This is a genomic window from Curtobacterium sp. MCBD17_030, from assembly GCF_003224255.1.
In the GTDB taxonomy this organism is placed as follows: Bacteria; Actinomycetota; Actinomycetes; order Actinomycetales; family Microbacteriaceae; genus Curtobacterium.
Map to the genome: position 1 here is coordinate 36867 of NZ_QKLI01000020.1, position 26324 is coordinate 63190.

The window sequence follows — 26324 nt, forward strand, 5'->3', positions numbered from 1 at the left end:
GGCGGGCCTCCAGGACGAGACGACGGCGCCTACGCCTCGATGACCACCGGCACGATCATCGGACGACGTCGGTGCTTCGTGTTCACCCAGCGGCCGACGGTACGGCGGACGACCTGGCTGAACGCGTGGGTGTCCCGGGTGCCGTTGGCGGCGGCCTCGGCCAGGGCCTTCGCGATCTGTGGGCGGACCTCGTCGAAGACGGAGTCGTCCTCGGCGAACCCGCGCGACTGGATCTCCGGGCCGATCACGCACTGGCCCGTCGTGAAGTCGACCGCGCAGAAGACGGTGATGAAGCCCTCTTCGGCCAGGACGCGGCGGTCCTTGAGGTCGGCGTCCGTGATCTCGCCGACCGTGGAGCCGTCGACGTAGACGTACGCGATGTCGAGCTGGCCGGCGACGGTGACCTGGCCGTCCTTGAGGTCGACGACCGTACCGTCCTCGCCCAGGATCACGTTGCGCGGCGGGACACCCGTCTGGATCGCCAGGTCGGCGTTCGCGAACAGGTGGCGGTGCTCGCCGTGCACGGGCATCACGTTGCGCGGACGCAGGATGTTGTAGCAGTAGAGCAGCTCGCCGGCGGAAGCGTGCCCGGAGACGTGCACCTTGGCATTGCCCTTGTGCACGACCTTGGCGCCGAGCTTCGTCAGCCCGTCGATGACCCGGTAGACGGCGTTCTCGTTGCCCGGGATGAGCGACGAGGCGAGGATGACGGTGTCGCCCTCGCCGATCTCGATCTGGTGCTCGAGGTTCGCCATCCGCGCCAGGACCGCCATCGGCTCGCCCTGGGACCCGGTCGACATGTAGACGATCTGGTCGTCGGGGACGTTCTTCGCCTTCTTGGTGTCGATGAGCACGTTCTCCGGCACGCGGAGGTACCCGAGCTCGGCGGCGATCGTCATGTTGCGGATCATCGACCGGCCCATGAACGCGACCTTGCGGTTCGCGGCAGCGGCGGCGTCGAGGACCTGCTGGACGCGGTGCACGTGCGACGAGAAGCTCGCCACGACGACCTTCTTGCGGGCGCGCGTGATGATGTTCTCGAGCACCGGGCCGATGTCGCGCTCGGGGGCGGTGAAGCCCGGCACGTCCGCGTTCGTCGAGTCCGGCAGGAACAGGTCGACGCCGAGCTCGCCCAGACGGGCGAAGGCTCGGAGGTCGGTGATCCGGTCGTCCAGCGGCAGCTGGTCCATCTTGAAGTCACCCGTGTGCAGGACGCGGCCGGCCGGCGTGGTGATGGCGACGGCGAGGGCGTCCGGGATCGAGTGGTTCACCGCGACGAACTCGAGGTGGAACGGACCGATCTGCTCGGTCTGGTCCTCGGCCACGTTCAGTGTGTACGGCTTGATCCGGTGTTCCTTGAGCTTCGCCTCGACGAGCGCGAGGGTCAGCGTGGAACCGATCAGCGGGATGTCGCCGCGGAGCTTCAACAGGTACGGGACGGCGCCGATGTGGTCCTCGTGGCCGTGCGTGAGCACGACACCGAGGACGTCGTCGAGCCGGTCTCGGATTGGCGTGAAGTCCGGCAGGATGAGGTCGACACCCGGCTGGTGCTCCTCGGGGAAGAGGACGCCGGCGTCGACGATGAGGATCTTGCCCTCGAACTCGTAGACGGTCATGTTGCGACCGATCTCGCCGAGTCCCCCGACGGGGATGACTCGGAGGGTTCCGGGTTCGAGCGGCTGCGGTGCGGAGATCTGTGTGGGCATTCGGTCCTACGGATTCGGGCGACGCACGTCGTGCGCCGCGGTGTTCGTCTAGCGGGTGGTGCCTGGCACCTTCGGTAGCGCACCGCCGGCCGCTGCGTTGCGGTCGGGGCGGAAGTTGGAGAAGTCGGCGCCCGGAACGTCGTGGACCGCTTCGAGCGAGGTCTCGATGGCGTACGCCTCGGAGTCCTCGGGGCCGACGAGGGGCAGCCGGACGCGCGGGCTGCCGATGCGGCCGAGTCCGTGCAGCACGTACTTCGCCGCCACGGTGCCCGGCACGTGGGTCATGATCGCGCGGACGAGCGGCTCGAGGCGCTTGTGCTCGGCGGTCGCGGTCGCCAGGTCGCCGCGGTTCACGGCGTCGACGATGGCGCGGTACGGCGCGCTCGTGATGTTCGCGGTGACGCCGATGAGTCCAGTCGCGCCGATCGACAGGTGCGGGAGCACGTTCGTGTCGTCGCCGGAGAAGTACATGAGGTCGGTGTTGTTGAGGACCCGGGACACCTCGGCGAAGTCGCCCTTGGCGTCCTTCACCGCGAGGATGTTCGGGTGCTTCGACGCCCGGAGGATCGTGTCGTACGTGATCGGGATGCCGGTGCGGCCCGGGATGTCGTACAGGATGACCGGCAGGTCGGTCGCGTCGGCGATCATCCGGAAGTGCGTCAGGACACCGGCCTGGGTCGGCTTGTTGTAGTACGGCGTGACGATCATGACGCCGTCGGCGCCGGCACGCTCGCTCTGCTTGTACAGGTGGATCGCGTGGGCGGTCTCGTTCGAGCCGCCGCCGGTGATGATCTTCGCGCGGCCCGCGGCGACGGACTTGCCGACCTCGACCAGGCGGAGCTTCTCCGGGTCGGTGAGGGTGGACGTCTCGCCGGTGGTGCCGGTGACGACGATGCCGTCGGCGCCCGCGGTGATGCAGTCGTCGATGTGCTGCTCGACGCCCGGCCAGTCCACTTCGCCGTCGGCGGTGAACGGGGTCACGAGCGCGACGAGGACCTGGCCGAAGGGATTCTCACGCGTGGACACGGGGTCCAGCGTACCGGGGATGCGCGCGGGCACCGCCGTCCGCCCGGACGGTGGGCGGCCGGGAGGCTCGGATCACCTCCGGCGGGCGGCGCGGGAGCGTGGGTTCAGGCGCCGCGCCGCCACTCGAGGAAGCGGTAGCGGGTGCCGTCGACGCGGGACTCCTGCCACGGTCCCTCGTCGACGAGGGTCCAGTCGTCGCCGAGGGTCGGCGCGACCGTGTCCCCGTCGACCTCGACGTCGACGACGGTCTCGGAGACGCGGTCGGCGAAGGCCACGGCGTCGGCGTAGACCGCACCGCCACCGATCACCCAGACGGGCTCGTCGGTGTCGAGTGCGGTCTCGAGGTCGTGGACGACCTCGGCACCGGCCGCGGACCAGGTGTCGTCACGGGTCAGCACCACGTTCCGCCGGCCCGGCAGCGGCCGGAACCGTTCGGGCAGCGAGTCCCACGTGCGACGGCCCATCACCACGACGCCGTCACCCGTGACCTGCCGGAAGTGCGCGAGGTCCTCGGGCACGTGCCAGGGGATGCTCCCGTCCGCACCGATCACTCCCGATGCCGTGCGGGCCCACACCATGCCGACACCGGTGCCGTGGGACGCCATCAGACCGCGACCTTGCCCGAGATCGCCGGGTGGTGCTCGTAGCCGACGACGGTGATGTCCTCGTACTCGTAGTCGTCGATCGAGTCGCGCGGGGCGAGCTCGAGCGTCGGCAGCGGGAACGCCGTGCGGGACAGCTGCTCCTGCACCTGCTCGACGTGGTTGTCGTAGACGTGGCAGTCGCCGCCGGTCCAGATGAAGTCGCCGACCTCGAGCCCGGTCTGCGCCGCGACCATGTGGGTGAGCAGCGCGTACGAGGCGATGTTGAACGGGACGCCGAGGAACATGTCCGCGCTCCGCTGGTACAGCTGGCACGAGAGCTTGCCGTCGATGACGTAGAACTGGAAGAAGGCGTGGCAGGGGGCGAGCGCCATGCTCGGGATGTCCGCCACGTTCCAGGCGGACACGATGAGCCGGCGGGAGTCCGGGTTCGTCCGGATCTGCTCGATCACCTGGGCGATCTGGTCGACGTGCTCCCCCGACGGGGTCGGCCAGGAACGCCACTGCACGCCGTAGACCGGTCCGAGGTCGCCGTCCTCGCCCGCCCACTCGTTCCAGATCCGCACGCCGTGCTCCTGCAGCCACCCCACGTTCGAGTCGCCGCGGAGGAACCAGAGCAGCTCGTACGCGATCGACTTCATGTGCACGCGCTTCGTCGTGATGAGCGGGAAGCCCTGTGACAGGTCGTAGCGCAGCTGGGCGCCGAACAGACTGCGGGTCCCGGTGCCGGTCCGGTCGCCCTTCGGGGAGCCTTCCTCGAGCACTCGGCGCAGCAGGTCTTCGTACGGCGTGGGGTTCTCGGTCACGACGTCGAGCCTAAGCGACACCGCGCCGGGCCCGCGGTCAGCTGACTGGGTACCGTGGCGGCATGACGCAACAGCCGCTCTCGATCCTGGTCGCCGGCGCATCTGGCTTCATCGGGACGCCCCTGGTCCGTGCCTTCCGTGACGCCGACCACCACGTCTCGACGCTGGTCCGGAGGGAACCGCGCACCCCGACCGAGTTCCGCTGGTCGCCCGGCGAACGGCCGCTCGACCCGGCGGTCCTGGACGGTGCGGACGTCGTCGTCAACCTCGCGGGCGCGAGCCTCGGCAAGATCCCGTGGACGGCGTCGTACCGTCGTGCGATCCGGTCCTCCCGGATCGACTCGACGACGACACTCGTCGAGGCGATGCGTGCCGCGGACACCCCGCCGAAGGTGTTCCTCTCCGGCTCCGCCTCCGGCGTGTACGGCGACCGGCCGGTGGACGTGCTCGGCGACGACGCGGCCGTCGGCACCGGGTTCCTCGCCGACGTGTGCCGTGCCTGGGAAGCCGCGGCCGAGCGGGCACCCGAGGGGGTCCGCGTCGTCCTGCTGCGCACCGGCATCGTCGTCGGTCAGGGCGGCGGTGCGCTCGCGCCGCTGGTCCCCCTGACGAAGGCCGGCGTCGGCAGCCGGCTCGGCACCGGCGGGCAGTACTGGCCGTGGATCGCGCTCGAGGACGAGGTCGGCGCGATCGTGCACCTCGCCACGGCCGACGACGTCTCCGGCCCGGTGAACCTCGCCGGTCCCGAGCCGGCCGTCGCCGAACGCATCACCAAGCGCGTCGCCGAGGACCTGCACCGGCCGTACCTGTTCCGCGTGCCGGCGTTCGCGCTCCGTGCGGTGCTCAAGGACGCGGCGGACGAGATGCTCCTGTCGAACCAGCGGATGGCACCGACGAAGCTGCTCGAGTCCGGCTACGCGTTCCGGTACACCCGGGCCGAGGACGCGGTCGACGCCGCGTTCTGAGCGACGACGGTCAGCGTGCGTGCGTGAGCGCCGTCCGCATCGCGGCCCGGGCCCGCTTCCGGTCGCCGGCCGCGTCGTAGACCACACCGAGCCGGTACCAGGCGCGCCAGTCGTCCGGTGCCGCCTCGACCGCGGCACGGTAGCGCGGGAACAGCTCATCCGCAGCCGCTCGGGCTGGCCGTCCCGATGGCCGCACGTCGACGACGTCCTCCGGGGCACCACCCTCGCGCTCGAGCCGGGCTTCGAGTCGGGTGATGCCCAGCCCGAAGCGGAGTTCCAGCACGAGGAGCAGCGCACCGACCAGGGCGATCACGACGAGGGCGATCCCGATGCCGATGCCGACCGGGATCCCCGTCGACAGGAACGCGACCGCACGCTGCCCGACGAGCACGATGTACACGACGAGCAGGACGGTCATCAGCAGCACGCCCCAGAGCGGTGACCGGAGGCCTCGCACGGCCGGCCCCTACCCGATGCCGAGGACGGAGCCGAGCCCGACCGTCAGCCCGCGCATCGACCCGACCGCCTGCAGCGCCGCACGGATGCCAGGCAGGTAAGCGGTGTCGTCGCCGGTGTCGTGGCGGATGGTCAGGGTCTCGCCGGGGCCGCTCAGCACGACGTCCTGCACGGCCTTCACGCCGGGGAGCCGCAGCGAGTGGATCGGGACGCTGGCCACCTGCTGCCCGCGGGCGCGCTGGTCCACGTGCGGGGCCTCCACCGGGCCGACGTCACGACGGGCGTCGGCGATGAGCTCCGCGGTGCGCACCGCGGTGCCGGACGGGGAGTCGATCTTGCCGGCGTGGTGGCTCTCGACGATCTCGACCGAGGGGAACCAGGGCGCCGCGATCGTGGCCAGGTGCGTGCCGACCACGGAGCCGACCGAGAAGTTCGGGACGACGAAGGCGCCCTGATCGGGCCGCCCCTCCAGCGACGCGCGGAGCTTCCCGAGCCGCTCCCCCGACCAGCCGGAGGTACCGACCAGGACGTTCGCGCCGGTGCCCAGGGCGTTCTCGACGATCGCCGGGCTGAGCGCGGGGACGGTGACGTCGACGACGATCCGCGCCCCGGCGAACACCGAACCGTCGGCCTCGTGCGCGCGGTCCCGCGACGACAGTCGGGCGACGAGTTCGAAGTCGGGCAGTTCCTCGACGACGGCGGCCACGAGGGCACCGAGCCGACCGGGGGCGCCGACGACGGCGACGGGAGTGACCATGCCCCCATCCTAGGATCGGGGCATGCCCGAGGATCGCAGCCAGGTCACCGTCCGCACCGTCCCCGCCGACGCCCCGGAGGTCGACGCCCTGCTCGACCGGTACCTCGACGAGCGTGCGGCGACCTTCCCGAGCGCGCAGGGCTCGTACACCCGGAAGCGCACGCCGACCGTCGAGCTCACGCCCCCGAACGGCACCTTCGTGGTCGCGTACGACGGTGACACGGCAGTCGGCTGTGGCGGGCTCCGCCGCATCGCGGACGACGGCGACGAGGTCCGGTTCGAGGTCAAGCACGTCTTCGTCCTGCCCGAGGGCCGTGGGCACGGTGTCGCGACCGCCGTGATGGACGTCCTCGAGCAGGCCGCGGCGGCGTTCGGCGCGACGAGCATCGTCCTCGACACGAACGACGCGCTGGTCGCCGCCGGTGCGATGTACCGCAGCCGTGGCTACGACCGCGTGCCGGCCTTCAACGACAACCCGAACGCGACCGCCTGGTACCGCAAGCCGGTCCGCTGACGCACCACGGGCCTCCCGGTAGGCACGGTGCCCGTCCACCGCGCCGGTCGCGCCGACGGACGGGCTCCGTCTAGAGCGGCTGCGGCACCGGCAGGCCGGTGCGGAGTTCGACCGGCAGGTGCGCCAGGTCGTTGAGCGTGACGAGCTCGGCGGGCTTCGCCGACCGGATCCGGATGATCGTCAGCGAGCTGTGGGCGACGTTCGTGCCCATCCAGCGCCACTCGGGGGCCTGGAAGACCTCGCGCACGAACCAGCCGATGACGGCGTTGTGGGTGATGAGGAGGTCGTGCCGGTCCTTCATCGCGGGCGTGAACCACTCCGCGACGGCGTCCTCCATCTGTGCCTGCCCGGCGGCGATCTCCTCTTCCGTGACGCCGCCGTACCAGCCCTTGTAGGCGTGCGGCATGTCGGGCGTCGGGCCGGAGGGGATGCAGTCGAACAGCAACGTGGACGGCTCGGGCTGGATGGCCGGGAGGCGCTGCTGCAGGAAGGACGCGGTCTCGCTCGGGGCGTCGAGCGGGGAGTGCCAGACGCCGTCGAAGGGCACGCCCCCCAGTCGGTCGGCGATGAGCATGGCCTGTCGCTTGCCGCGTTCCGAGAGCTTGCCGTCGCGCAGACCGTGCTCGGCGTCCTGGTGTTCGCCGTGCCGGACGAGGTAGAGGTAGTGCGACATCGTGGAGGTCAACCGTCGATCCCGAGCGCCACTGCCAGGCGCTCGCGCTGGACGTCCCCGACCACGGCCGTCACGGTCGGTCGGGTGAGGAGGTCGCGGGACAGGTCGAGCACGTCGGCGGCGGTCACGCGGTCCACACGCTCGAGGGCGGTGGCGAGGTCGGTGAACTCCCCCGTGCCGAGCTCGGCCCGGCCGAGGCGGGTCATCCGGGCGTCGGAGTCCTCGAGCGAGAGCGTCAGCGCGCCCTCGATCTGGCCCTTCGCACGGCGCAGCTCCTCGTCCGTGATGCCGTCGTCGGCCATCCGGCGGAACTCCCCGTCGATGATGTCGATCACACCGGCGACGTTGTCGGGCGCGCAGCCCGCGTAGACCCCGAAGGCGCCGTTGTCGAGGTACGCCGGAGCGAAGGACGACACCGCGTACGCCAGACCGCGGCGCTCGCGCACCTCTTGGAAGAGTCGGGAGCTCATGCCGCCGCCGAGCACGGCGTTGAGCACGCTGAGCACCGGCCGACGGTCGTCCCGCAGGTCGAGCCCCTGCGAGCCACGGAGCATGCTGACCTGCTCGGTGGGGCGGTGCACGACCCGGAGCGACGACTCCACCGGGTCGGCGGCGGGCTGCGCTTCGCGTCGGGCGAGCGGGCCGGCCGCGGTCGCGTCGGAGAAGACGGCCTCGACCAGGGCGCAGAAGTGGTCGTGGTCGACGGCACCGGCCGCGGTGACGACGATGCCGTTCGGCTCGTAGTGCTCGGCGTAGTGCGCCATCACCTCGTCACGCTGGACCTCACGGATGCTCTCCGGGGTGCCACCGATCGGGCGTCCCAGGGCATGCCCGTCGAAGGTGGCGGCGAAGAAGGCCTCGCCCGCGACGTCGGCCGGGTCGTCCGCGGCCATCGCGAGTTCTTCGAGGATGACCCCGCGCTCGATGTCGAAAGCCGAGGACTCGAGTGTGGAGTTCGAGACCATGTCGCCGATGACGCCCACGGCCATCGGGACGTCGGTGTCCCGCACCCGGGCGTAGTAGCAGGTGTACTCCTTGGCCGTCGCGGCGTTGTGCTCGCCACCGACGGAGTCGAACGCGACGGCGATGTCCAGCGCGCTGCGCTCGGTCGTGCCCTTGAAGAGCAGGTGTTCGAGGAAGTGCGTCGAACCGAACTGTCCGGCCCGTTCGTCTCGGGAGCCGACACCGACCCAGTACCCGATGCTCGTGGAGTGGACGGACGGAACGGATTCGGTGAGCACACGGACGCCCGAGGCGAGAACGGTGCGCCGAACGAGGGCTCCACCGGACGTCACGAAGGACGTTTCCGGAGCCTCGAGCGGCAGCGGCACTGGGCGGTTCATCGTCATGACTCTACTGAAGTGCGGACACCCGTCGCCCAGTTTGACAACCCGGCGGGGCACGTCACTCATTATGGGGGACAAGAAATGTGGACAGACCGACTCGTCTGTCTGTCCTCCTTGTGCTACTGTGGTGTCACCGGATCGAGAGCCCCCCTAGATCCCGATCCGGTGGCTCGGGACATCAGTCCTGCGCGGCAACGAGTCCCCCCACTCCGCCGCGGAGCCGATGACCCAAGGAGAGCCACGCTGTGACGGTCGATTCCCCCCAACCGACCGTCCAGCGTCTCCTGGGTCAGCGTCTGCAAGGACCGGCCCTGAGCACACAGAACCTTCCGTCGCCGGACGGGTCGAGCGTCCCCCCGGCTCCCCGTTCCGGCGGCGCGAAGGTCCGCATCCTCGAGACGGCCCTCCGACTGTTCTACGAAGAGGGCATCCGCGGCGTCGGCGTCGACCGGCTCATCTCCGAGGCGAGCGTCACGAAGGCGACGTTCTACAAGCACTACGGCTCGAAGGACAACCTGATCCTCGCCTACATGCACGAGCAGCACGCCCGTGAGCAGGCCGTGATGGACCGCATCGTCGCCGGTGCGGACGCGCCCGAGTCCGCCGTCCGCGCCTGGGTCGACGCCCTCGCGACCGAGGTCAACCAGGCCGAGTTCCGTGGCTGCGCGTTCCTCAACGCCGCGGCGGAGTACCACGACCCCCGCGACCCGGTCCGTCAGGTCGTCGCCATGCACCGCGACTGGTACACCGAGCGACTGGGTGACCTGTTGCAGGACGCCGGTCACCCGCTTCCCGGCGACGGCGCCGACGAACTCATGCTCGCGCGCGACGGCGCGATGAGCGGTGCCTACGCCGGCGACGCGATCGCCGCGACGGCCGCCCTCGGTCGCGTGGCCGAACGCGTGCTCGCCGCCTGAGCAGTCCGACCGGACGTTCCCCGGTTCCGTCGGGTCAGCGGGTGTTGGCTCGGAGCATGACCAACGACCCCAACTGGAACCTGCCGGACGTCCCCACCTTCGAGCTGACCAGCCCCGAGTTCACCGACGGCGGCGCCCTGCCGCAGGAGGCCCGCGGCGGCGACGCCGGCGGTGCCGACCGCTCCCCCGAGCTGGCCTGGTCCGGCGCACCGGAGGGCACCCGGAGCTTCGTCCTCACCGTGTACGACCCGGACGCACCGACCGGCTCCGGCTTCTGGCACTGGGCCCTGTCGGACATCCCCGCCTCGGTCACCTCGCTGCCGCAGGGCGCCGGCACCGATGACGCACTGCTGCCCGAGGGTGCCACGCGTCGCCGGAACGAGTTCGGCACGGACACCTTCCTCGGTGCGGCTCCGCCCGCTGGCCACGGCCCACACCGCTACTTCTTCACGCTCAGCGCGCTCGACGTCCCGACGCTCGAGGTGCCCGCCGAGGCGACCCCCGCCGTCGTCGGCTTCATGTTCCGCGAGCACCTGCTCGGCCGCGCGCAACTCGTGGGCGTCCAGGAGACCCCCGCGTCCTGACCCGAGCGAGTCCGGTCCGGCCGGCACTGCCGGGAGGCCCGCCCCACCACACGACGACGGCCGCCGTCCAGCAGGACGGCGGCCGTTGTGGCGCTCGAGCTGATCAGGGATCAGCCTTCGGCGGGGACCTCGGTGTGGGTACCGTGGTCGTCGCGACCCTCGGTGTCGACCTCGTCGGCCACGACCGGGGCGAGCGAGAGCTTGCCGCGGTCGTCCACCTTGGTGACCTCGACCAGGATCTTCTGGCCGACGCCCAGGACGTCCTCGACGTTCTCGACGCGCTTGCCACCGGCGAGCTTGCGGACCTCGGAGACGTGCAGCAGACCGTCGCGGCCCGGCATCAGCGACACGAAGGCACCGAACGTCGCGATCTTGACGACCGTGCCGAGGAACTGGTCCCCGATCTCCGGGTTCGTCGGGTTCGCGATCGCGTTGACCTGCGCACGCGCGGCCTCGGCGGACGGACCGTCGACGGCACCGATGTAGACCGTGCCGTCGTCCTCGATCGAGATGTCGGCGCCCGTGGTGTCCTGGATGCCGTTGATCGTCTTGCCCTTCGGGCCGATCAGCTCGCCGATCTTGTCGACCGGGATGTTGACCGAGATCACGCGCGGGGCGGTGTCGGCCATCTCGTCCGGGCCGTCGATGGCCTCGTTGAGCACACCGAGGATGGCCGAGCGGGCCTCCTTGGCCTGCTTCAGCGCGGCGTCGAGCACCGACGACGGGATGCCGTCGAGCTTGGTGTCGAGCTGGATGGCGGTCACGAACTCGGAGGTACCGGCGACCTTGAAGTCCATGTCACCGAGTGCGTCCTCGGCACCGAGGATGTCGGTCAGCGCCGCGTAGCGGGTCTGACCGTCGACGGTGTCGGAGACCAGGCCCATCGCGATGCCCGCGACGGGGGCCTTGAGGGGCACACCGGCGTTGAGCAGCGACAGGGTCGAGGCGCAGACGGATCCCATCGAGGTGGAACCGTTGGAGCTGAGCGCCTCGGAGACCTGACGGATCGCGTAGGGGAACTCCTCGCGCGACGGCAGCACCGGCACGAGGGCGCGCTCGGCGAGGAAGCCGTGCCCGATCTCGCGACGCTTCGGCGAACCGACACGGCCGGTCTCACCGGTCGAGTACGGCGGGAAGTTGTAGTGGTGCAGGTAGCGCTTCTTCGTGATGGGCGACAGCGAGTCGATCTGCTGCTCCATCTTGAGCATGTTCAGCGTGGTGACGCCGAGGATCTGCGTCTCGCCGCGCTGGAACACCGCGGAACCGTGGACCCGCGGGATCACCGCGACCTCGGCGTCGAGCGGACGGATGTCGGCGAGCCCACGACCGTCCATGCGGACCTGCTCGGTCAGGATGCGGCCGCGGACGACCTTCTTCGTGACCGACTTGTACGCGGCGCTGACCTGGCTGTTCGCGACCTCGGGCAGCGTGCCCGCGGAGACCTGCTCGGCGATGGCGGCCTTGACACGCGACTTGAGCGCGTCGTCGGCGTCCTGGCGCTCGGTCTTGCCGGCGATCTTGTAGACGTCACCGAGCTCGGAGAGCGCGAGGGACTCGACGGCCGCGTAGACCTCGTCGGCGTACGGCGGGAAGACCGGGTAGTCCTGGATCTCCTTGGCCGACTGCGCGGCGAGCTTCGCCTGCGCCTCGACGAGGGCCTTGAGGAACGGCTTGGCCGCTTCGAGGCCCTGCGCGACGACGGACTCGTCGGGCTTGGTGGCGCCGCCCTGGATGAGGTCCCAGCTGTGCTCGGTGGCCTCGGCCTCGACCATCATGATCGCGACGTCTTCGTTGCCGGCTTCGTCGGTGACGACGCGGCCCGCGACGGTGAGGTCGAAGACGGCCTCGGCCAGCTGCGAGGCCTTCGGGAACGCGACCCACTGGTCGGTGCCGTTCGCGCCCGGGATCAGCGCGAGCCGCACACCGGCGATCGGGCCGGAGAACGGCAGACCGGAGATCTGCGTCGACGCGGATGCGGCGTTGATGGCCAGCGCGTCGTAGAACTCGTCCGGCGCGATGCTCAGGACGGTGATGACGATCTGGACCTCGTTGCGGAGGCCGTCGACGAACGACGGGCGCAGCGGCCGGTCGATGAGGCGGCAGACGAGGATCGCCTCGGTGCTGGGACGGCCTTCGCGGCGGAAGAACGAGCCGGGGATCTTGCCGGCGGCGTACGAGCGCTCTTCGACGTCGACCGTCAGCGGGAAGAAGTCGAAGCCCTCACGCGGGTGCTTGCCGGCGCTGGTGGCCGAGAGCAGCATGGTCTCTTCGTCGAGGTACGCGGCGACGGCACCCTGTGCCTGCTGCGCGAGACGACCGGTCTCGAACCGGACCGTCCTGGTGCCGAAGCGACCGTTGTCGATGGTCGCTTCCGCGAACTTGATCTCGGGACCCTCCATAGAGGATGCCTCCTTGCGTGTGTGGTGCAGCAGACCAGGCCTCGGGCACACTCGTGCACGTGCGCTCCACGACGCGGAACGCATGTCTGGCCAGCAGTAGAAGCACACGGGACGAGGACCGGCCCGGACGCCACCACCGATGACCAGCTTCGTGCCGGTCTGCGTGCGATGTCGTGATTCGTCTCGGGGAACGGTCCCCAGACCAGGCGACCTTAGCATTCCGCGATGGACGAGCGGCGGTGCTCCAGGCGAACGGGCGTGTCCTCGCCTAGCCTGCAGGGATGCGTCGGAACCCTGCCCTCGTCCGTCGGCCGCACGGGCGGCACGTCCTCCTCGCCGTGACCGTGCTCGTGGGGGCCCTGGTCGTCCCGGTGGTCACTTCCGCACCGGCGTCCGCCACCGACTACCCGACGTGGCAGGACGTGCAGCGCGCGGAGGGGAACGAGCAGGCCAAGCAGGCCGAGGTCGCGAAGGTCCAGGCTGCCCTGGAGTCGGTGCAGGCAGAGGCGGCCGCGAAGTCGCAGGTCGCCCTCGACCGGTCCGCGGAGGCGACGCAGGCCGAGGCGGACCTGGCCGAGGCCACCCGGACGGCCACGAGCCTCCAGGCCCACGCCCGCCAGGCCGCAGCGACCGCCGAGCGCGCGCAGACACGGGCGGGACGGCTGGCCGCGGACCTGTACCGCGACGGGTCGACCGATCAGATGACCACCCGGATCGCGACGACGGGGAACCCGGACGCCCTGCTCTACCAGCTGGGCGCGCTCGACCAGCTGTCCACGACCTGGGCCGGCGTGCTGGACGACGCCGCCGTCTCGGCGAAGACGGCGTCCTCGCTGCACGACCAGGCGGCCCGGGCCGAGGACGAGCGCGCCTCGCTCGCCGCGGACGCCGAGGCGAAGGCCGCGACGGCGAAGGCGGCGCAGCAGCGCGCGGACGCGGCGGTCGCGTCGACCGAATCGCACAGTGACGAGCTCTACGCGCAGCTCGCGACACTCCGGGACTCGACGGCCGAGACGCAGCGTCGCTACGAGGTCGGACAGGCGGTCGCCGCACAGGCGGCAGCACAAGCCGCGGCAGCGAGGGCCGCCGCTCGGGCAGCAGCGGCAGCCGCGGCGGCACCCACCTCGACCGGGGGTTCGGCATCGGCCGGCAACGCCTACCCGAGCACCGAGGGGGTCACGGTCGACCCGGCCGGCGCGCAGGCCTACGCGCGGAGCGTGCTCGGCAGCTACGGCTGGGGCGACGACCAGTTCGGCTGCCTGGTGTCACTGTGGACGCAGGAGTCCGGCTGGCGCGCGAACGCCCTGAACTCGTCGAGTGGTGCCTACGGGATCCCGCAGGCACTCCCCGCGTCGAAGCTCGCCGCCGCCGGTGCGGACTGGCGGACGAACGCGCAGACCCAGGTCAACTGGGGCCTCGCGTACATCAAGAGCAGCTACGGCACGCCGTGCGGTGCCTGGGGTCACGAGATGAGCGTCGACCCGCACTGGTACTGACCCCGACGCAGTGCGGCTACTGCTGGCGCTGCATCCCGCCGAGCAGCGACGCGAAGTCCACGACCTCGGGCAGGGCGTCCGCCTGCTGCGGATGACGACGGGAGGCCCGCATCATCCACGCCAGGTCGGCTCCGGCCCGGCGGACGCGCGCGTCGAGCGTGCCCGCGTCGTCGCTCCCCCAGTCGTCCGTCGCCGCGAAGACCCCGGTGGGCACGACCGCGGCACGGAGGTAGGCGAAGACCGGGCGGATGCCGTGTTCGAGGGCGAGCGAGTGGCGAGCGGTGCCGCCGGTCGCCCCGAGCAGCACCGGCATGTCGGTGAGCGCGTCCTTGTCGAGGACGTCGAGGAAGGACTTCGCCAGGCCGCTCATGCCGGCGGTGAAGACCGGGGTGACGAAGACGACCGCATCCGCCTCGACGACCGTCGCCATCGCGGTGGCCAGGGCGGGGGCGGCGAAGCGCGTGAGCATGGCATCGGTGATCTCGTGCGCGAGCGGTCGGAGGTCGACGTTCCGCAGCTCGACCGGCTCGCCGGTGGAGCGGCCGGCGGTCGACAGCGCTTCGACGGTCGCGGCGCCGAGGCGGTCGGCGAGCAGGCGGGTCGAGCTGGGCTCGGAGAGACCGGCGGAGACGACGGCGATGGTGGTCATGGAGATTCCCGACTTTCGATGCGTTTGCATGAACAGTAGCAGGAACCCGAGGAGGCCGACGCGCATTCCCGTGGTGCTCGCACGCGGAACGACAGAAGCCCCGTCCCTCACGGAGAGGAACGGGGCTTCCGATCAGCAGGGCTGCACGACGGCAGCGCTCCTGGTACGACTAGCGGCGCAGGCCGAGACGCTCGATGAGCGTGCGGTAGCGGGCGATGTCGACGTCGGAGAGGTACCCGAGGAGACGGCGGCGCTGACCGACCATGAGGAGCAGGCCACGACGCGAGTGGTGGTCGTGCTTGTGCTCCTTGAGGTGCTCGTTCAGGTCGTTGATACGACGCGTCAGAACGGCGACCTGGACCTCGGGGGATCCGGTGTCGCCCGGGTGGGTCGCGTACTCTTCGATGATCTCCTGCTTGATCTTGGCGTCAAGTGCCATGGAGGATCCCCTTTCCTGCTCTGCGTGAGAGCTCTGTCCGTTGCGCGGTGCCCACACCTGATGCGTGAGCGCTCTTGATCCGCGGCCGTTCGACGGCAACCGCACGAGCATACCAGAGCAGGAACGCGTCGACGGGACCCGGTCGCTCAGACGGTCCGCGCCCGCAGAGGCCGGCGGCGCCGACGACGCTCCGGGAGCAGACTCCGCACGAACCCGACGAGCGTCGCCCCGAGCAGGCCGCCCATGCCGTTCGACAGCACGTCGCGGGGATCGGCCACGCGGTACGGCAGGTACTCGGCCTGTGCGAACTCGATCCCGACCGACAGCCCGACGGCGATCAGCGCGCCGAGGATCCACCAGCGACGGGGCAGCCACAGCGCGGCGATGAGCCCGACCGGCACGAACATCGCGACGTTCGCCAGGAACTCGGTGCGGTCGTACGTGAACCAGGCACCGTGCGGCAGGTGCTGCACCCAGGCGACGGCGTGCAGGACGAGGGAGTTCTCGGCCGAGGTGAACACGTGCGGGGTCAGCGTCATCCGCCAGATCACCCAGGCGTAGCCGCCCGTCAGGGCCAGGAGGAGGAGTTTCCGCAACATCCGGTCAGTCTGGGGCACGACTGCTGGGCAGCACCCTGGCATCACATGACGATGGGATGGGAACATGACGGCAGCAGCGGATGCGGGTCGGGGGCGACGCGCGACAGGGAGGAACGGCCGATGCCGAGACCGCAACGGACCTCGTCCACGCGCCAGTGGGTCTGGATCGGGGTCGTCGGCGCGCTCGTCGTCGCCGTCGTCGTGGCGGTGAGCGTGGTGCTGCCACACGCCGGAGACCGTCCGGTCGCGCACCGCCGGAGCGTCGCCGAGGCGTGGCCCGGCGGCCTCGCCCGCCAGCCCTCGACCGCGAACCAGGCACGCTGGCACGAGACGGCCGCACGGAAGGCGGGTCGGGCCTCCACCGCGGACCGTCTCGCCGTGATCGCCGACCAGCCGATCGCCACCTGGTTGACGAGCTCGTCCGTCCCCGAGACGGTCGCGACCGTGCGGAGCGTCCTGGCGTCGGCGCGCGAGCAGCGGAAGACCCCGGTCTTCGTGCTCTACGCGATCCCGGGCCGCGACTGCGGGCACTGGTCGCGGGGCGGCACCGCTGAGGACGCCTACCTGCCGTGGGTCCGTGCCGTCGTCCGGGCACTCGCGGGCTCGCATGCGGTCGTCCTGGTCGAACCGGACTCGATCGCGCAGATCGCGGTCTGCGAGCGGCTGCGGGACACGCGGCTGCCGCTCCTCCGCAAGGCGGTGGCGGCGCTCACCGGCCACGGGTTGACCGTGTACCTGGACGGCGGCAACGAGAACCGGGTGCCGGTCGCGACGATGGCCGACTGGCTGCGGCGCGCGGGCGTCGACCGTGTACAGGGCTTCGCGACGAACGTGTCGAACTTCTACCGGGTCGACCAGGAGCGCGCCTACGCCGACGAGCTCGCCGACGCCATCGGCGGGGACCCGCACTTCGTCATCGACGTCTCGCGGAACGGCCGGGGTTGGCGGGGCGACTGGTGCAACCCCGGGGGCGCCGGCCTCGGGCAGCTCCCCCACGTCACCCTCGGCACGACCCGGCTCGACGCGCTGCTCTGGGTGAAGACACCCGGGTTGAGCGACGGCAGCTGCAACGGCGGACCGGCCGCGGGGCAGTGGTGGGAGTCGTACGCGCTCGCCCTGGTCGCGAACCGCAAGCGCGGCTGACGCGCGGACGACGGCCGGGAGGCCCGACACCGGTCCGGCTGTCGGCCGCCGGTGGTTGCATGTCGCCATGACCAGCCGCCACCTGCGTTCCGTCGTCCCGCCGTACCTCCTGCGCGCCGTCGCGGCCGCGCCGGCGGACCGCTTCCCACGCGCCGCCTCGGCGGCACGGACCGCGCTCGCCTCGATGGACCGCGTCCAGGAGCCGAAGCAGGTCACCGGCCTCCGCGCGCCCCGGACCGCCGGCACGCCCGACGCCTCGCCGCAGCGGACGATCTCCACCGCCGCCGGCACGACCACCCTGCCGGGCACGGTCGTCCGACGCGAGGGCGAGGGCGACACCGGGGACGCCGCCACCGACGAGGCGTACGCGGGGCTCGGTGCGACGCACGCGTTCTGGCTCGACGTCTTCGGACGGGTCTCCATCGACGGTGCCGGGCTGCCCCTCGAGGCCACCGTGCACTACGGCCAGGAGTACGACAACGCCTACTGGGACGGGCAGCGGATGGTCTTCGGGGACGGGGACGGCGAGGTCTTCCGACGCTTCACCGTCGCGGTCGACGTGATCGGCCACGAGCTCGCCCACGGTGTCACGCAGTACACCGCCGACCTGGTCTACCAGGGGCAGTCCGGGGCGCTCAACGAGTCGATGAGCGACGTCTTCGGCTCCCTCGTCGCCCAGTACGCGGCCGGGCAGACCGCCGAGCAAGCGACCTGGTTGATCGGGGAGGGGCTCTTCACCGACGCCGTGCACGGTGTCGCCCTGCGTTCGATGCGTGCGCCGGGGACCGCCTACGACGACCCGGTGCTCGGCAAGGACCCGCAGCCGGCGACCATGACCGACTACGTCGAGACCACCGAGGACCAGGGCGGCGTGCACCTGAACTCGGGCATCCCGAACCACGCCTTCTTCCTCGCAGCGACCACGATCGGCGGCCCGGCCTGGGTCGGCGCCGGGCAGGTGTGGTGGGACGCCCTGACGTCGGCCGAGGTGTCGGCGTCCATCGACTTCGCCGGGTTCGCGGCCGTCACGGTACGGGCCGCAGCGACCCGCTTCGGGGCGGACTCGCGCGAACGCGCCGCGGTCACAGACGCCTGGCGCTCGGTGGGCGTCCTGTCCTGACGCGGGGCGGCACACGCTGCGGCGGGGGTGCGGGTGCGGGCACGGAGGGCGTACGTTGCGGGGCATGCAGATCGTCGTGCGCCGCAGCGGAGGGTTCGCCGGCATGACCCGGGCCTGGCGGCTCGACACCGACGACCGGCCGGACGCCGACCGGTGGGCCGAGCTCGTCGGCGCGCTCCCCCGCGACCAGGCACCGGCGACGGACCCGGCTGCGGGTGACGCCGTCCGGGACGACTTCGTCTGGACGGTCACCGTCGCCCGGACCACGGTCACCATCCCGGGTCGTCGACTGGACGGGCCCTGGGCGACGCTCGTGGCGCAGGTGCGGGACCAGGGCGAGCCGGCCTGACGGACGCAGGCCGGGCCTCCCGGCCACGTCGCCCGTCGTGCTCCTCAGGTGACGTCGATGACCGTCAGGCGACGTCGATGACCGTCAGGCGGCGGGTGGGGCGGGTCATCGCGACGTAGACCGCCGCAGCCGCACGGGCGGCGTCGGACCCGACGCGGTCCGGGTCGACGAGCAGCACGCCGTCGAACTCCAGGCCCTTCGCATCGGCACCGGTGAGCACCGTCACCGAGCCCGGGCGCGGAGAACCGAGCCCGCGGACGTCGGCCTCCGTGCGGGCCAACCGCGCGCGCACGGCGGCGACGTCGGCCTCCGGCACGATCACGCCGATCGTCCCCGAACCGATCAGGTCACGCTCGCTCTCGACCCGACGGGCGACGGTGTCGAGCAGGTCCGATCGGTCGACGTGCAGCCGCTCGACCGGGTCACCGTCGCGGACCGCCTCGTTCGCGGTCACCGTCAGCCCGGCCGAGGCGGCGAACGCCCCGGCGGCCTCGACGATGGAGCGCGGCGTGCGGTAGTTGACGGTGAGCTCCTCGAGCCGGGAGTCCAGCGGCACCTGCGGCGCGCGACCCCGGCGACGGCGGGAGAGCGCGCCGCGGACGTCGTCCCACGTCCGGGCGGCTCCCGGCGAGGAGCCCTGCGCCATGTCGCCGACGATCGTGAAGGAGCGCAGCGGGTTCCGTCGGGCGAGGATCCGCCACTGCATCGGCGAGAGCTCCTGCGCCTCGTCGACCACGATGTGCCCGTAGGTCCACTCGCGGTCCTCGGCGGCGCGCTCGGCGGTGGAGCGGGGGTCGCCGCCCTCCGCGAAGGCCCCGGCGACCTGCTCGGCGCTGACGATGCCCTCGACGCCCATGTTCTCGATCGCCTGGCGGGCGTTCTCGATGTCGCGATTCCGGCTCGCCTTGGCCTGGCGCTTCGCCGCACCACCGGTCGGGTCGAACTCGCCGAGGAGCTCGGCCGCCTCGTCGAGGAGCGGGACGTCCTCCACCGTGAAGGCGGCACCACGCTCGCGTCGGAGCAGTTCCCGGCGCTCCGGGGACCAGTTGGGGGTCAGCGACGCCAGCCAGTTCGGACGGGCGAAGAGGTCCTCGACGAGCTTCTCGGCCGGCAGCGGCAGCCACGCGGTGTTGAGCAGGACGCGGGCGTCGTACGAGCTGCGGATGTCCTCGCGGAGGACCTTCTCGTCGGCCTCGTCCACCGTCGTGCCGCGCTGCCGGAGCTGCTCGGCGAGCAGGCGGGTCATGGCATCGAGCGCGTTCTTGTTGAACGACACCCGGGCGACGTTGTGCGGCTTGCCGCGGTCCTGGGCGCGACGCATCGCCTCGGCGACGAGCTGCGGCGGGACGACGAGTCGTTCGCCCTCGACGTCGAGCGTGACGGACTCGGTCGGGACGACCTGGCGCGAACGCACGGCCCGGCGCAGCAGGTCGGCCATCTCGCCCGAGCCCTTCACGGCGGCGACGTCGCGCCTGTCGTGCACGGTGGTGTGCAGCCCCGGGTAGAGCGAACCGAGGGAGGCCATCACGACGCCGGTCTCGCCGAGGGACGGCAGGACCTGCTCGATGTAGGTGAGGAACGCCGGGGACGGGCCGACCACGAGCACCCCGGAGCCCCGGAGCCGCTCACGGTACGAGTAGAGCAGGTAGGCGGCGCGGTGCAGCGCCACCGCGGTCTTCCCGGTCCCGGGCCCACCCTGGACGATGAGCACGCCCTCGAGCGGGGAGCGGATGATGCGGTCCTGCTCGCCCTGGATGGTGGCGACGATGTCGGTCATCCGGCCGGTGCGCTCGGCGGTGACCGCGGCGAGCAGCGCCCCCTCGCCCTGCAGGTGGGTGCGCTCGTCGTCGTACAGGGTGGCGTCGAACACCTCGTCCTCGACGCCGACGACCGTTCGGCCCTCGAGCGTCAGGTGCCGGCGGGCGCGCATGCCCATCGGATGGGCCGCGGTGGCCTGGTAGAACGCACTGGCACCGGGCACCCGCCAGTCGAGCAGCAGCGGACGGTGGTCGGCGTCACGGAGACCCACGCGACCGATGTACCGGAAGGCGTCCTCGTCGGCCGGCGGGTCCTGGACCTCGAGCCGGCCGAAGACGAGCCGGTCGCCGACGCGTTCGAGCGTGGCGACGGTGTCCTCGTAGAGCCGGGCGAACGCGTCGCGCTCGCTGCGGCTCTGGTGGTTGCCGCCGACGGTCTGTCGACGGGTCTCGGCGAGTCGCTGGGCGGCCTCGGCCGTCAGCTCGTCGAGTCGGTGGAACAGACCGTCGACGTAACCGCGTTCACGGTCGATCTCGGTGGGTTCGGAAACACGCGCTTCGGACACTCGCAACCCTTCGGGACAGGGGGACCAATCGTATCCCCCCGCCCCGGTCGGCTTCGACTCGATCGCGGCCGCGGCCGCGACCGCCCGCGACTACATCTCTTCGTGCGTGTCCGGGTCGCCGTCCCAGAGCCGACCGCGCTCGAGCGCGGAGATTGCCTGGACCTCGTCGTCGCTCAGCGTGAAGCCGAACACGTCGAGGTTCTCGCGCTGCCGGTCCGGGTCGCCCGACTTCGGCACCGGGACGGCACCGAGCTGGACGTGCCAGCGGAGCACGACCTGGCCGGCCGACACCCCGTGCGCGCCGGCCGCGGCGGTGACCGGTGGCTCGGTGAGGAGCTCGGACTGCTTCGCGAGCGGGCTCCAGCTCTCGGTGACGATGCCCAGCCGCTGGTGCACGGCTCGGAGCTCCGCCTGCGGGAAGTACGGGTGCAGCTCGACCTGGTTGACGGCCGGTGCGACCCCGGTGGCGTCGATGATGCGGTCGAGGTGCTCCGGCGTGAAGTTCGAGACACCGATCGAGCGGACCTTGCCGCTGTCCCGCAGGTCGACGAACGCCTTCCAGGTCTCGACGAACTTGCCCACCGACGGGTTCGGCCAGTGGATCAGGTACAGGTCCAGGTGGTCGAGCCCCAGGTTCGCCAGGGTCTCGTCCACCGATCGGTGCGCCTCGTCGTAGCCGTGGTGGCGTCCCGGCAGCTTCGACGTCACCACGAACTCGTCGCGCGGGACCTCGGCGCGGCGGACCGCTTCACCGACGGCGTCCTCGTTGCCGTAGTTCAGCGCGGTGTCGAGCAGGCGGTACCCGCTCGTGATCGCCGCACCGACCGCGGCGATCCCCTCGTCGCCGTCGAGCGAGTACGTGCCGAGGCCGAGCGCCGGGATGCGGTGCCCGTCGTTCAGCTCGAGGGTCGGGACCTCCGGGACGCCCGCCATCAGCGGACGCCGAGCAGGTCGATGACGAAGATCAGGGTCTTGCCGGACAGGAAGTGTCCGCCGCCGGCCGGGCCGTAGGCGAGCTCCGGCGGGACGACGAGCTTGCGACGGCCGCCGACCTTCATGCCGGGGATGCCCTCCTGCCAGCCGCGGACGAGCGCCGCGAGGGGGAAGTCGATCGGTTCGCCACGGCCCCAGGAGCTGTCGAACTCCTCGCCGGACTCGTACTCGACGCCCGCGTAGTGGACCTTGACGGTCGAGCCGGACTCGGCGACGGGGCCGTCGCCCTCGACGATGTCGGTGATGACGAGGTCGGTGGGCGCCGGGCCCTCGGGGGCGTCGAACTCGGGCTTGCTGTTCAGGTCAGTCATGCTCGTCAGTCAACCAGAGAACGAAACCCGGCCCCGCAGGCGGCCTCCAGGCCACAGAATGGTTCCACCGTGACACCAGAAGCCCCCGTGGACGCCCCCACGAAGCCCCACCGTTCCCTGTTCGCCGACCTCACCCCCCTCCGCCGCTCTCCCGCGTTCGCGCGCCTGTGGATCGGCAGTTCGATCGCCGGCATCGGCACCATGATGACCAGCGTCACCGTGGGCCTCGAGGTGTACGAGATCACCCGCTCCACCTTCATGGTGTCGCTCGTCGGCGTGATCTCCCTGGTGCCGATGATCCTGGCCGGCCTCTACGGCGGGATGCTCGCCGACGCGTTCGACCGCCGCACGGTGGCCCTCGTCTCGGCCGTCCTGGCGTGGGTGTCCACCGCGATGATCGCCGCTCACGCCTGGCTCGGACTCGACAGCGTCGTGCTGCTGTACGTCCTGGTCACCGTGAACGCCGTCGCCGGGACCGTGATCGGGGCCTCCCGCGCGGCGATCGTGCCGCGCCTGGTCGGCATCGAGCTCCTGCCAGCGGCGAGCGCCCTGAACAGCATCAGCGCCGGGTTCTCGGTGACCGTCGGACCGGCGGTCGGCGGCGTGCTGGTCGCCGCGTTCGGCTTCGCGCCGACCTACACGGTCGACGTCGTGCTGTTCAGTGCGGCGTTCCTCGGGGTCATCACCCTGCCGCGGATGGCTCCCGAGCACGACGCGCTGCGCCCCGGGCTGTCGTCGCTCATCGAGGGCGCGAAGTTCCTCCGACGCTCCCGCAACATCACGATGACGTTCGTGCTCGACATCATCGCCATGACGTTCGGGCAGCCCCGCGTGCTGTTCCCCGCCATCGGCGCCCTCGTGGTCGGCGGCGGGTCCATCACCGTCGGGGCGCTCACCGCCGCCTACGCGATCGGTGCGCTGCTCTCCGGCATCTTCTCCGGGCCGCTCGGCCACGTCCGACGGCAGGGCGAGGCGGTCGGCTGGGCGATCACCGTCTACGGCGGGGCGATCGCGGCGTTCGGTGTCGTCGTCGCCTGCGCGCACCTCCTGGGTGGGCGGCCGTCCGAGACCTTCTCGACCGGCATCCTGCCGGCACTGGTGCTGTGCGCGCTGTTCCTCGCGGTGGCCGGCGGTGCGGACAACGTGAGCAGCGTGTTCCGCGGGACGATCCTCCAGGCCGCGGCGCCCGACGGCATGCGTGGACGACTGCAGGGGATCTTCATCGTCGTCGTCACGGGAGGCCCGCGCGTCGGCGACCTGTACGCCGGCCTCGTCGTCGCGGCCGGGTTCGCCTACCCGCCGGTCATCGGCGGCGTCCTCATCATCGCGCTGGTCGCCCTGCTGCTCCGGTTGGTGCCGTCGTTCCGGCGGTACGACGCCCTGCACCCGAACGCGAACTGACGGAGCCGGTACCGTCGACCCATGCCGGCGAGCCGAGAACGCGACCTGCGCCGCTCGGAGGTCCGGGCGGTGGTGCGTCGGACGTACCACTCGGTCATCCGGCACCGGGTCGTCGACTCCGCCGCGTCGCTGACGTTCTTCGCCCTGCTCACCGTGTTCCCGACGGCGCTGACCGTGGTGTCGCTCCTCGCGGTCGTCGACCAGGGCGGCGACAGCGTGGCGGACATCGTCGGCGTCCTCGGTGTCCTGGTGCGACCGGAGACCGCCGAGCACCTCGAGACCCCGCTCCGGCAGCTGCTGACGCTCGACAACCCGTGGCTCGGCGCGACCGTCGGACTCGTCCTGACGCTGTGGTCACTGTCGGGGTACGCGACCGCGTTCGGCCGGGCGATGAACACCGCCTACGAGGTCGAGGAGGGCCGGCGGATCTGGAAGTTCCGCGGCATGATGCTCCTCGTCACGCTGCTGGTCATGGTCGGCGGTGCCGTCGCGCTCGTGATCCTGCTCGGCACCCCGATGATCTCCGCCGCCGTCGTGCGACAGGTCGGCTGGCCGTCCTGGGCCGACGACGTCTGGAACGTGGTGAAGTGGCCGGTGCTCGCCGCTGACCTGGTCGTCATGGTCGCCGTGCTCTACACCGCCACGCCCAACGTCAAGACGCCGCAGCTGCGGTGGGTGTCCGCCGGTGCCGGCTTCGCGATCGGCACCTGGGCGCTCGCCACGGTCGGCTTCGCGCTGTACGTGGAGACGATCGGCGGCGGCAACCGGGCGTACGGCTGGCTCGGCGGTGCGCTGCTGCTGCTCGTCTACCTGTACATCTCGAACTTCGTGCTCGTCGTCGGCGGGGAACTCGACTCCGAGGTGATCCGGATGCGCCAGCTGCTCGCCGGCATCGAGGCCGACGAGACCATCCGCCTGCCGCTCCGCGACGTCACCCGGAACTTCACACTCGCCCGGTGGCGGGACCAGGACATCGCGGCGGCGGCGCAGGTGCGGGCCGCGGCGGCCGAACTCCCCGACGACGAGGGCTCCCCGCGGGACGAGGAGCTCCGGCGGGTGGCAGGGCAGGTGCGCGCGGGCGAGCGGCCGATGCCGTGAGCTGCGCGTCGGCGGGAGCAGCCCGTCCGGTGAGTCCCGCCGTCAGACCTGCGGCGGACGCGGTGCGACGTCGCGGGCGTGCTGCTCGAGCATCGCCTCGGTGATCACCGGCATCGCGCCCGTCGCGAGCTCGATGCCGGACAGCCGCGCCGGGCTGAGGACCCGGTGCACCTGGTGCTCGTCCATCAGGCCCGCCGCGATCACCAGCGTCGAGATCGGGGTCGAGGTCGTCAAGGCCGTGTGCGCGATCGACGCCGCCGCCGCGTAGCCGATGTACGGCGTCAGCGCCGTGACGACGCCGACGTTCGTGTCGACCTGTGCGGCGAGCTTGGCCTCGTTCGCCTGGATGCCGGTGACGCAGTGCTCGCGGAGGGTCGCGCACCCGCGGGCCATCCACTGCAGCGACTGCAGGATCGAGTGGGCGATGATCGGCTCGAACGCGTTGAGTTGGAGCTGCCCACCCTCCGCTGCCATCGTCACCGTGGTGTCCGCGCCGGCGACGGCGAACGCGATCTGGTTCACGACCTCCGGGATCACCGGGTTCACCTTGCCCGGCATGATCGAGGACCCCGCCTGCCGGGGCGGCAGGGTGATCTCGCCGAGGCCCGCCTGCGGACCCGACGCCAGCAGTCGCAGGTCGTTGCAGATCTTCGACAGCTTCATCGCGCTGCGCTTCACGGTGCCGGACAGCGTCATGAACGCCCCGGCGTCACTCGTCGCCTCGATGAGGTCCGGCGCGGTGACGACGTCGACGCCGGACGCGTCGGCGAGCTGCCTGCGGACCTCGTCGCGGTAGAGCGGGTCCGCCGTGATGCCCGTGCCGATCGCGGTCGCGCCGAGGTTCATCTCGCAGAGGAGCGGCACCACCCGGCGGAGCTGGACGACGTCCTCCTGGATGGTGTGCGCGAAACCCGTGAACTCCTGGCCGAGGGTCATCGGCACGGCGTCCTGCAGCTGCGTTCGACCGACCTTGAGGACGTCCGCGAAGGCGTTCCCCCGCTCGGCGAACGCGGCCGAGAGCTGCTCGAGCTGGTCGGCCAGGCGGCGCACCCCGTAGATCATCGCGATCTTGATGCTCGTCGGGTACGTGTCGTTCGTCGACTGGCTGCGGTTCACGTGGTCGATCGGGTGCAGGTACGCGTAGTCGCCCTTCTCGCGGCCCAGCAGCTCCAGCGCCCGGTTCGCCAGGACCTCGTTCGTGTTCATGTTCGTGCTCGTGCCCGCGCCACCCTGCACCACGTCGACCACGAACTGGTCGCGAAGGGCGCCGTCGCGGACCTCCTGCGCAGCACGGTCGATGGCGTCGGCGCGCTCGTCGTCGAGGACCCCGATCGCCCGGTTCGCGCGCGCCGCCGCCTGCTTCACCGTCACCAGCGCTGCGACGAGGTCCGGGTACACCGCGATCGGCACGGAGGCGATCGGGAAGTTCTCCATCGCCCGGAGGGTGTTGATGCCCCAGTACGAGTCGACGGGCACCTCCCTCGAGCCCAGGGAATCGGTCTCGGTGCGGGTGGCAGCGCTCGTCACGTTGTGTTCCTCTCCGTCGCGGGTCACCTTCCGAGGGTAGCCCGCGACCGTCCAGCCGGTGCGGAACGGGGCGGGGCGAGCGGGCACGAACCCGTGGTGCGTCTGTCACGCGCCGTGGCCTTCCG

At 71.4% G+C, this 26324-nt stretch carries 26 protein-coding genes; 10 read left to right on the forward strand and 16 right to left on the reverse strand.

Features of this window, described 5'->3' with window-relative positions:
* Window positions 1–29: 29 nt before the first annotated feature.
* The 4 genes from DEI89_RS14520 to DEI89_RS14535 all read right to left on the reverse strand — a co-directional run bounded on the left by DEI89_RS14520 (window position 30) and on the right by DEI89_RS14535 (window position 4140).
* Window positions 30–1706, reverse strand: a complete 1677-nt coding sequence (locus DEI89_RS14520) for a ribonuclease J (protein ID WP_110904765.1) — start codon at window positions 1704–1706, stop codon at window positions 30–32.
* A 48-nt stretch (window positions 1707–1754) separates the two neighbouring features.
* Window positions 1755–2732, reverse strand: a complete 978-nt coding sequence (gene dapA / locus DEI89_RS14525; RefSeq protein WP_110904766.1) for a 4-hydroxy-tetrahydrodipicolinate synthase — start codon at window positions 2730–2732, stop codon at window positions 1755–1757.
* A gap of 104 nt (window positions 2733–2836) precedes the next feature.
* Window positions 2837–3337: a dihydrofolate reductase gene (locus tag DEI89_RS14530; protein WP_110904767.1), complete on the reverse strand. Its 501-nt coding sequence runs from the start codon at window positions 3335–3337 to the stop codon at window positions 2837–2839.
* Window positions 3337–4140, reverse strand: a complete 804-nt coding sequence (locus DEI89_RS14535; RefSeq protein WP_110904768.1) for a thymidylate synthase — start codon at window positions 4138–4140, stop codon at window positions 3337–3339. The genes DEI89_RS14530 and DEI89_RS14535 overlap by 1 nt, the downstream gene beginning before the upstream one ends.
* Window positions 4141–4202: 62 nt before the next feature.
* Here DEI89_RS14535 and DEI89_RS14540 point away from each other — a divergent pair, with 62 nt between their 5' ends.
* Window positions 4203–5105 carry a TIGR01777 family oxidoreductase gene (locus tag DEI89_RS14540; RefSeq protein WP_110904769.1) on the forward strand — a complete coding sequence of 301 codons (903 nt, stop codon included), beginning with the start codon at window positions 4203–4205 and terminating at the stop codon, window positions 5103–5105.
* 10 nt (window positions 5106–5115) lie between these two features.
* Here the strand turns inward: DEI89_RS14540 and DEI89_RS14545 are convergent, their stop codons facing one another.
* Both DEI89_RS14545 and DEI89_RS14550 read right to left on the reverse strand, forming a co-directional pair.
* Entirely contained in the window at window positions 5116–5523 is a 408-nt protein-coding gene (locus tag DEI89_RS14545) for a tetratricopeptide repeat protein (RefSeq protein ID WP_110904795.1), read from the reverse strand.
* Between the two features lie 48 nt (window positions 5524–5571).
* Entirely contained in the window at window positions 5572–6318 is a 747-nt protein-coding gene (locus tag DEI89_RS14550; protein WP_110904770.1) for a 4-hydroxy-tetrahydrodipicolinate reductase, read from the reverse strand.
* 22 nt (window positions 6319–6340) lie between these two features.
* Here DEI89_RS14550 and DEI89_RS14555 point away from each other — a divergent pair, with 22 nt between their 5' ends.
* Window positions 6341–6832, forward strand: a complete 492-nt coding sequence (locus DEI89_RS14555; RefSeq protein ID WP_110904771.1) for a GNAT family N-acetyltransferase — start codon at window positions 6341–6343, stop codon at window positions 6830–6832.
* Window positions 6833–6902: 70 nt separating this feature from the next.
* Here the strand turns inward: DEI89_RS14555 and DEI89_RS14560 are convergent, their stop codons facing one another.
* Window positions 6903–7505, reverse strand: coding sequence for a histidine phosphatase family protein (locus DEI89_RS14560; RefSeq protein ID WP_110904772.1), 603 nt, complete (start codon window positions 7503–7505; stop codon window positions 6903–6905).
* A gap of 8 nt (window positions 7506–7513) precedes the next feature.
* Window positions 7514–8848, reverse strand: coding sequence for a pitrilysin family protein (locus tag DEI89_RS14565; protein ID WP_110904796.1), 1335 nt, complete (start codon window positions 8846–8848; stop codon window positions 7514–7516).
* Between the two features lie 248 nt (window positions 8849–9096).
* Between DEI89_RS14565 and DEI89_RS14570 the strand changes: the two genes are divergently transcribed.
* Together DEI89_RS14570 and DEI89_RS14575 are read left to right on the forward strand one after the other, a co-directional pair.
* Window positions 9097–9768, forward strand: coding sequence for a TetR/AcrR family transcriptional regulator (locus DEI89_RS14570; RefSeq protein ID WP_110904773.1), 672 nt, complete (start codon window positions 9097–9099; stop codon window positions 9766–9768).
* Window positions 9769–9824: 56 nt separating this feature from the next.
* The gene (locus DEI89_RS14575; RefSeq protein WP_110904774.1) at window positions 9825–10352 is read left to right on the forward strand and encodes a YbhB/YbcL family Raf kinase inhibitor-like protein; all 528 of its coding nucleotides are present in this window, start codon (window positions 9825–9827) and stop codon (window positions 10350–10352) included.
* A gap of 110 nt (window positions 10353–10462) precedes the next feature.
* On the opposite strand, the gene DEI89_RS14580 is transcribed toward DEI89_RS14575, so the two are convergent.
* The gene (locus DEI89_RS14580; RefSeq protein WP_110904775.1) at window positions 10463–12751 is read right to left on the reverse strand and encodes a polyribonucleotide nucleotidyltransferase; all 2289 of its coding nucleotides are present in this window, start codon (window positions 12749–12751) and stop codon (window positions 10463–10465) included.
* 281 nt (window positions 12752–13032) lie between these two features.
* On the opposite strand from DEI89_RS14580, the gene DEI89_RS14585 reads away from it, so the two are divergent.
* Window positions 13033–14247 (forward strand): lytic transglycosylase domain-containing protein, encoded by a 1215-nt coding sequence (locus DEI89_RS14585; protein ID WP_110904776.1) that lies wholly within the window; start codon window positions 13033–13035, stop codon window positions 14245–14247.
* A gap of 16 nt (window positions 14248–14263) precedes the next feature.
* Here DEI89_RS14585 and DEI89_RS14590 read toward each other — a convergent pair whose 3' ends face one another.
* The 3 genes from DEI89_RS14590 to DEI89_RS14600 all read right to left on the reverse strand — a co-directional run bounded on the left by DEI89_RS14590 (window position 14264) and on the right by DEI89_RS14600 (window position 15934).
* Window positions 14264–14896, reverse strand: coding sequence for a CE1759 family FMN reductase (locus tag DEI89_RS14590; protein WP_181421679.1), 633 nt, complete (start codon window positions 14894–14896; stop codon window positions 14264–14266).
* 169 nt (window positions 14897–15065) lie between these two features.
* A complete protein-coding gene (gene rpsO / locus DEI89_RS14595; RefSeq protein ID WP_110904777.1) occupies window positions 15066–15335 on the reverse strand; it encodes a 30S ribosomal protein S15 in 270 nt (89 codons plus the stop codon).
* A gap of 146 nt (window positions 15336–15481) precedes the next feature.
* Window positions 15482–15934 (reverse strand): VanZ family protein, encoded by a 453-nt coding sequence (locus DEI89_RS14600; RefSeq protein ID WP_110904778.1) that lies wholly within the window; start codon window positions 15932–15934, stop codon window positions 15482–15484.
* Window positions 15935–16054: 120 nt separating this feature from the next.
* Here DEI89_RS14600 and DEI89_RS14605 point away from each other — a divergent pair, with 120 nt between their 5' ends.
* The 3 genes from DEI89_RS14605 (at window position 16055) to DEI89_RS14615 (ending at window position 18546) form a co-directional block, all read left to right on the forward strand.
* Window positions 16055–17077: a glycoside hydrolase family 6 protein gene (locus DEI89_RS14605; RefSeq protein ID WP_110904779.1), complete on the forward strand. Its 1023-nt coding sequence runs from the start codon at window positions 16055–16057 to the stop codon at window positions 17075–17077.
* Between the two features lie 67 nt (window positions 17078–17144).
* Window positions 17145–18197, forward strand: a complete 1053-nt coding sequence (locus DEI89_RS14610) for a M4 family metallopeptidase (protein WP_110904780.1) — start codon at window positions 17145–17147, stop codon at window positions 18195–18197.
* Between the two features lie 64 nt (window positions 18198–18261).
* The gene (locus tag DEI89_RS14615; RefSeq protein WP_110904781.1) at window positions 18262–18546 is read left to right on the forward strand and encodes a protealysin inhibitor emfourin; all 285 of its coding nucleotides are present in this window, start codon (window positions 18262–18264) and stop codon (window positions 18544–18546) included.
* Window positions 18547–18610: 64 nt separating this feature from the next.
* Here DEI89_RS14615 and DEI89_RS14620 read toward each other — a convergent pair whose 3' ends face one another.
* The 3 genes from DEI89_RS14620 to DEI89_RS14630 all read right to left on the reverse strand — a co-directional run bounded on the left by DEI89_RS14620 (window position 18611) and on the right by DEI89_RS14630 (window position 22173).
* Entirely contained in the window at window positions 18611–20869 is a 2259-nt protein-coding gene (locus tag DEI89_RS14620) for an ATP-binding domain-containing protein (protein WP_110904782.1), read from the reverse strand.
* 90 nt (window positions 20870–20959) lie between these two features.
* Window positions 20960–21802: an aldo/keto reductase gene (locus tag DEI89_RS14625; protein WP_110904783.1), complete on the reverse strand. Its 843-nt coding sequence runs from the start codon at window positions 21800–21802 to the stop codon at window positions 20960–20962.
* Window positions 21802–22173, reverse strand: a complete 372-nt coding sequence (locus DEI89_RS14630) for an FKBP-type peptidyl-prolyl cis-trans isomerase (RefSeq protein ID WP_110904784.1) — start codon at window positions 22171–22173, stop codon at window positions 21802–21804. Before DEI89_RS14630 ends, DEI89_RS14625 begins: the two co-directional genes overlap by 1 nt.
* Before the next feature lie 69 nt (window positions 22174–22242).
* Here DEI89_RS14630 and DEI89_RS14635 point away from each other — a divergent pair, with 69 nt between their 5' ends.
* Window positions 22243–23574 carry an MFS transporter gene (locus DEI89_RS14635; protein WP_110904785.1) on the forward strand — a complete coding sequence of 444 codons (1332 nt, stop codon included), beginning with the start codon at window positions 22243–22245 and terminating at the stop codon, window positions 23572–23574.
* Between the two features lie 21 nt (window positions 23575–23595).
* Window positions 23596–24672, forward strand: coding sequence for a YihY/virulence factor BrkB family protein (locus DEI89_RS14640; protein ID WP_110904786.1), 1077 nt, complete (start codon window positions 23596–23598; stop codon window positions 24670–24672).
* Between the two features lie 42 nt (window positions 24673–24714).
* Here DEI89_RS14640 and DEI89_RS14645 read toward each other — a convergent pair whose 3' ends face one another.
* Window positions 24715–26226, reverse strand: coding sequence for an aspartate ammonia-lyase (locus tag DEI89_RS14645; RefSeq protein WP_258368948.1), 1512 nt, complete (start codon window positions 26224–26226; stop codon window positions 24715–24717).
* Window positions 26227–26324: the final 98 nt, after the last annotated feature.

What these genes read in the sequence shown, in the direction of transcription:
- DEI89_RS14630 (WP_110904784.1), bottom strand. Translation starts at nt 22,173, where the DNA reads ATGACTGACCTGAACAGCAAGCCCGAGTTCGACGCCCCCGAGGGCCCG.
- DEI89_RS14540 (WP_110904769.1), top strand. Translation starts at nt 4,203, where the DNA reads ATGACGCAACAGCCGCTCTCGATCCTGGTCGCCGGCGCATCTGGCTTC.
- DEI89_RS14605 (WP_110904779.1), top strand. Translation starts at nt 16,055, where the DNA reads ATGCCGAGACCGCAACGGACCTCGTCCACGCGCCAGTGGGTCTGGATC.
- DEI89_RS14520 (WP_110904765.1), bottom strand. Translation starts at nt 1,706, where the DNA reads ATGCCCACACAGATCTCCGCACCGCAGCCGCTCGAACCCGGAACCCTC.
- DEI89_RS14615 (WP_110904781.1), top strand. Translation starts at nt 18,262, where the DNA reads ATGCAGATCGTCGTGCGCCGCAGCGGAGGGTTCGCCGGCATGACCCGG.
- DEI89_RS14585 (WP_110904776.1), top strand. Translation starts at nt 13,033, where the DNA reads ATGCGTCGGAACCCTGCCCTCGTCCGTCGGCCGCACGGGCGGCACGTC.
- DEI89_RS14640 (WP_110904786.1), top strand. Translation starts at nt 23,596, where the DNA reads ATGCCGGCGAGCCGAGAACGCGACCTGCGCCGCTCGGAGGTCCGGGCG.
- DEI89_RS14625 (WP_110904783.1), bottom strand. Translation starts at nt 21,802, where the DNA reads ATGGCGGGCGTCCCGGAGGTCCCGACCCTCGAGCTGAACGACGGGCAC.
- DEI89_RS14580 (WP_110904775.1), bottom strand. Translation starts at nt 12,751, where the DNA reads ATGGAGGGTCCCGAGATCAAGTTCGCGGAAGCGACCATCGACAACGGT.
- DEI89_RS14560 (WP_110904772.1), bottom strand. Translation starts at nt 7,505, where the DNA reads ATGTCGCACTACCTCTACCTCGTCCGGCACGGCGAACACCAGGACGCC.
- rpsO (WP_110904777.1), bottom strand. Translation starts at nt 15,335, where the DNA reads ATGGCACTTGACGCCAAGATCAAGCAGGAGATCATCGAAGAGTACGCG.
- DEI89_RS14550 (WP_110904770.1), bottom strand. Translation starts at nt 6,318, where the DNA reads ATGGTCACTCCCGTCGCCGTCGTCGGCGCCCCCGGTCGGCTCGGTGCC.
- DEI89_RS14555 (WP_110904771.1), top strand. Translation starts at nt 6,341, where the DNA reads ATGCCCGAGGATCGCAGCCAGGTCACCGTCCGCACCGTCCCCGCCGAC.
- DEI89_RS14610 (WP_110904780.1), top strand. Translation starts at nt 17,145, where the DNA reads ATGACCAGCCGCCACCTGCGTTCCGTCGTCCCGCCGTACCTCCTGCGC.
- DEI89_RS14590 (WP_181421679.1), bottom strand. Translation starts at nt 14,896, where the DNA reads ATGACCACCATCGCCGTCGTCTCCGCCGGTCTCTCCGAGCCCAGCTCG.
- DEI89_RS14575 (WP_110904774.1), top strand. Translation starts at nt 9,825, where the DNA reads ATGACCAACGACCCCAACTGGAACCTGCCGGACGTCCCCACCTTCGAG.
- DEI89_RS14565 (WP_110904796.1), bottom strand. Translation starts at nt 8,848, where the DNA reads ATGAACCGCCCAGTGCCGCTGCCGCTCGAGGCTCCGGAAACGTCCTTC.
- DEI89_RS14530 (WP_110904767.1), bottom strand. Translation starts at nt 3,337, where the DNA reads ATGGCGTCCCACGGCACCGGTGTCGGCATGGTGTGGGCCCGCACGGCA.
- DEI89_RS14545 (WP_110904795.1), bottom strand. Translation starts at nt 5,523, where the DNA reads ATGACCGTCCTGCTCGTCGTGTACATCGTGCTCGTCGGGCAGCGTGCG.
- DEI89_RS14600 (WP_110904778.1), bottom strand. Translation starts at nt 15,934, where the DNA reads ATGTTGCGGAAACTCCTCCTCCTGGCCCTGACGGGCGGCTACGCCTGG.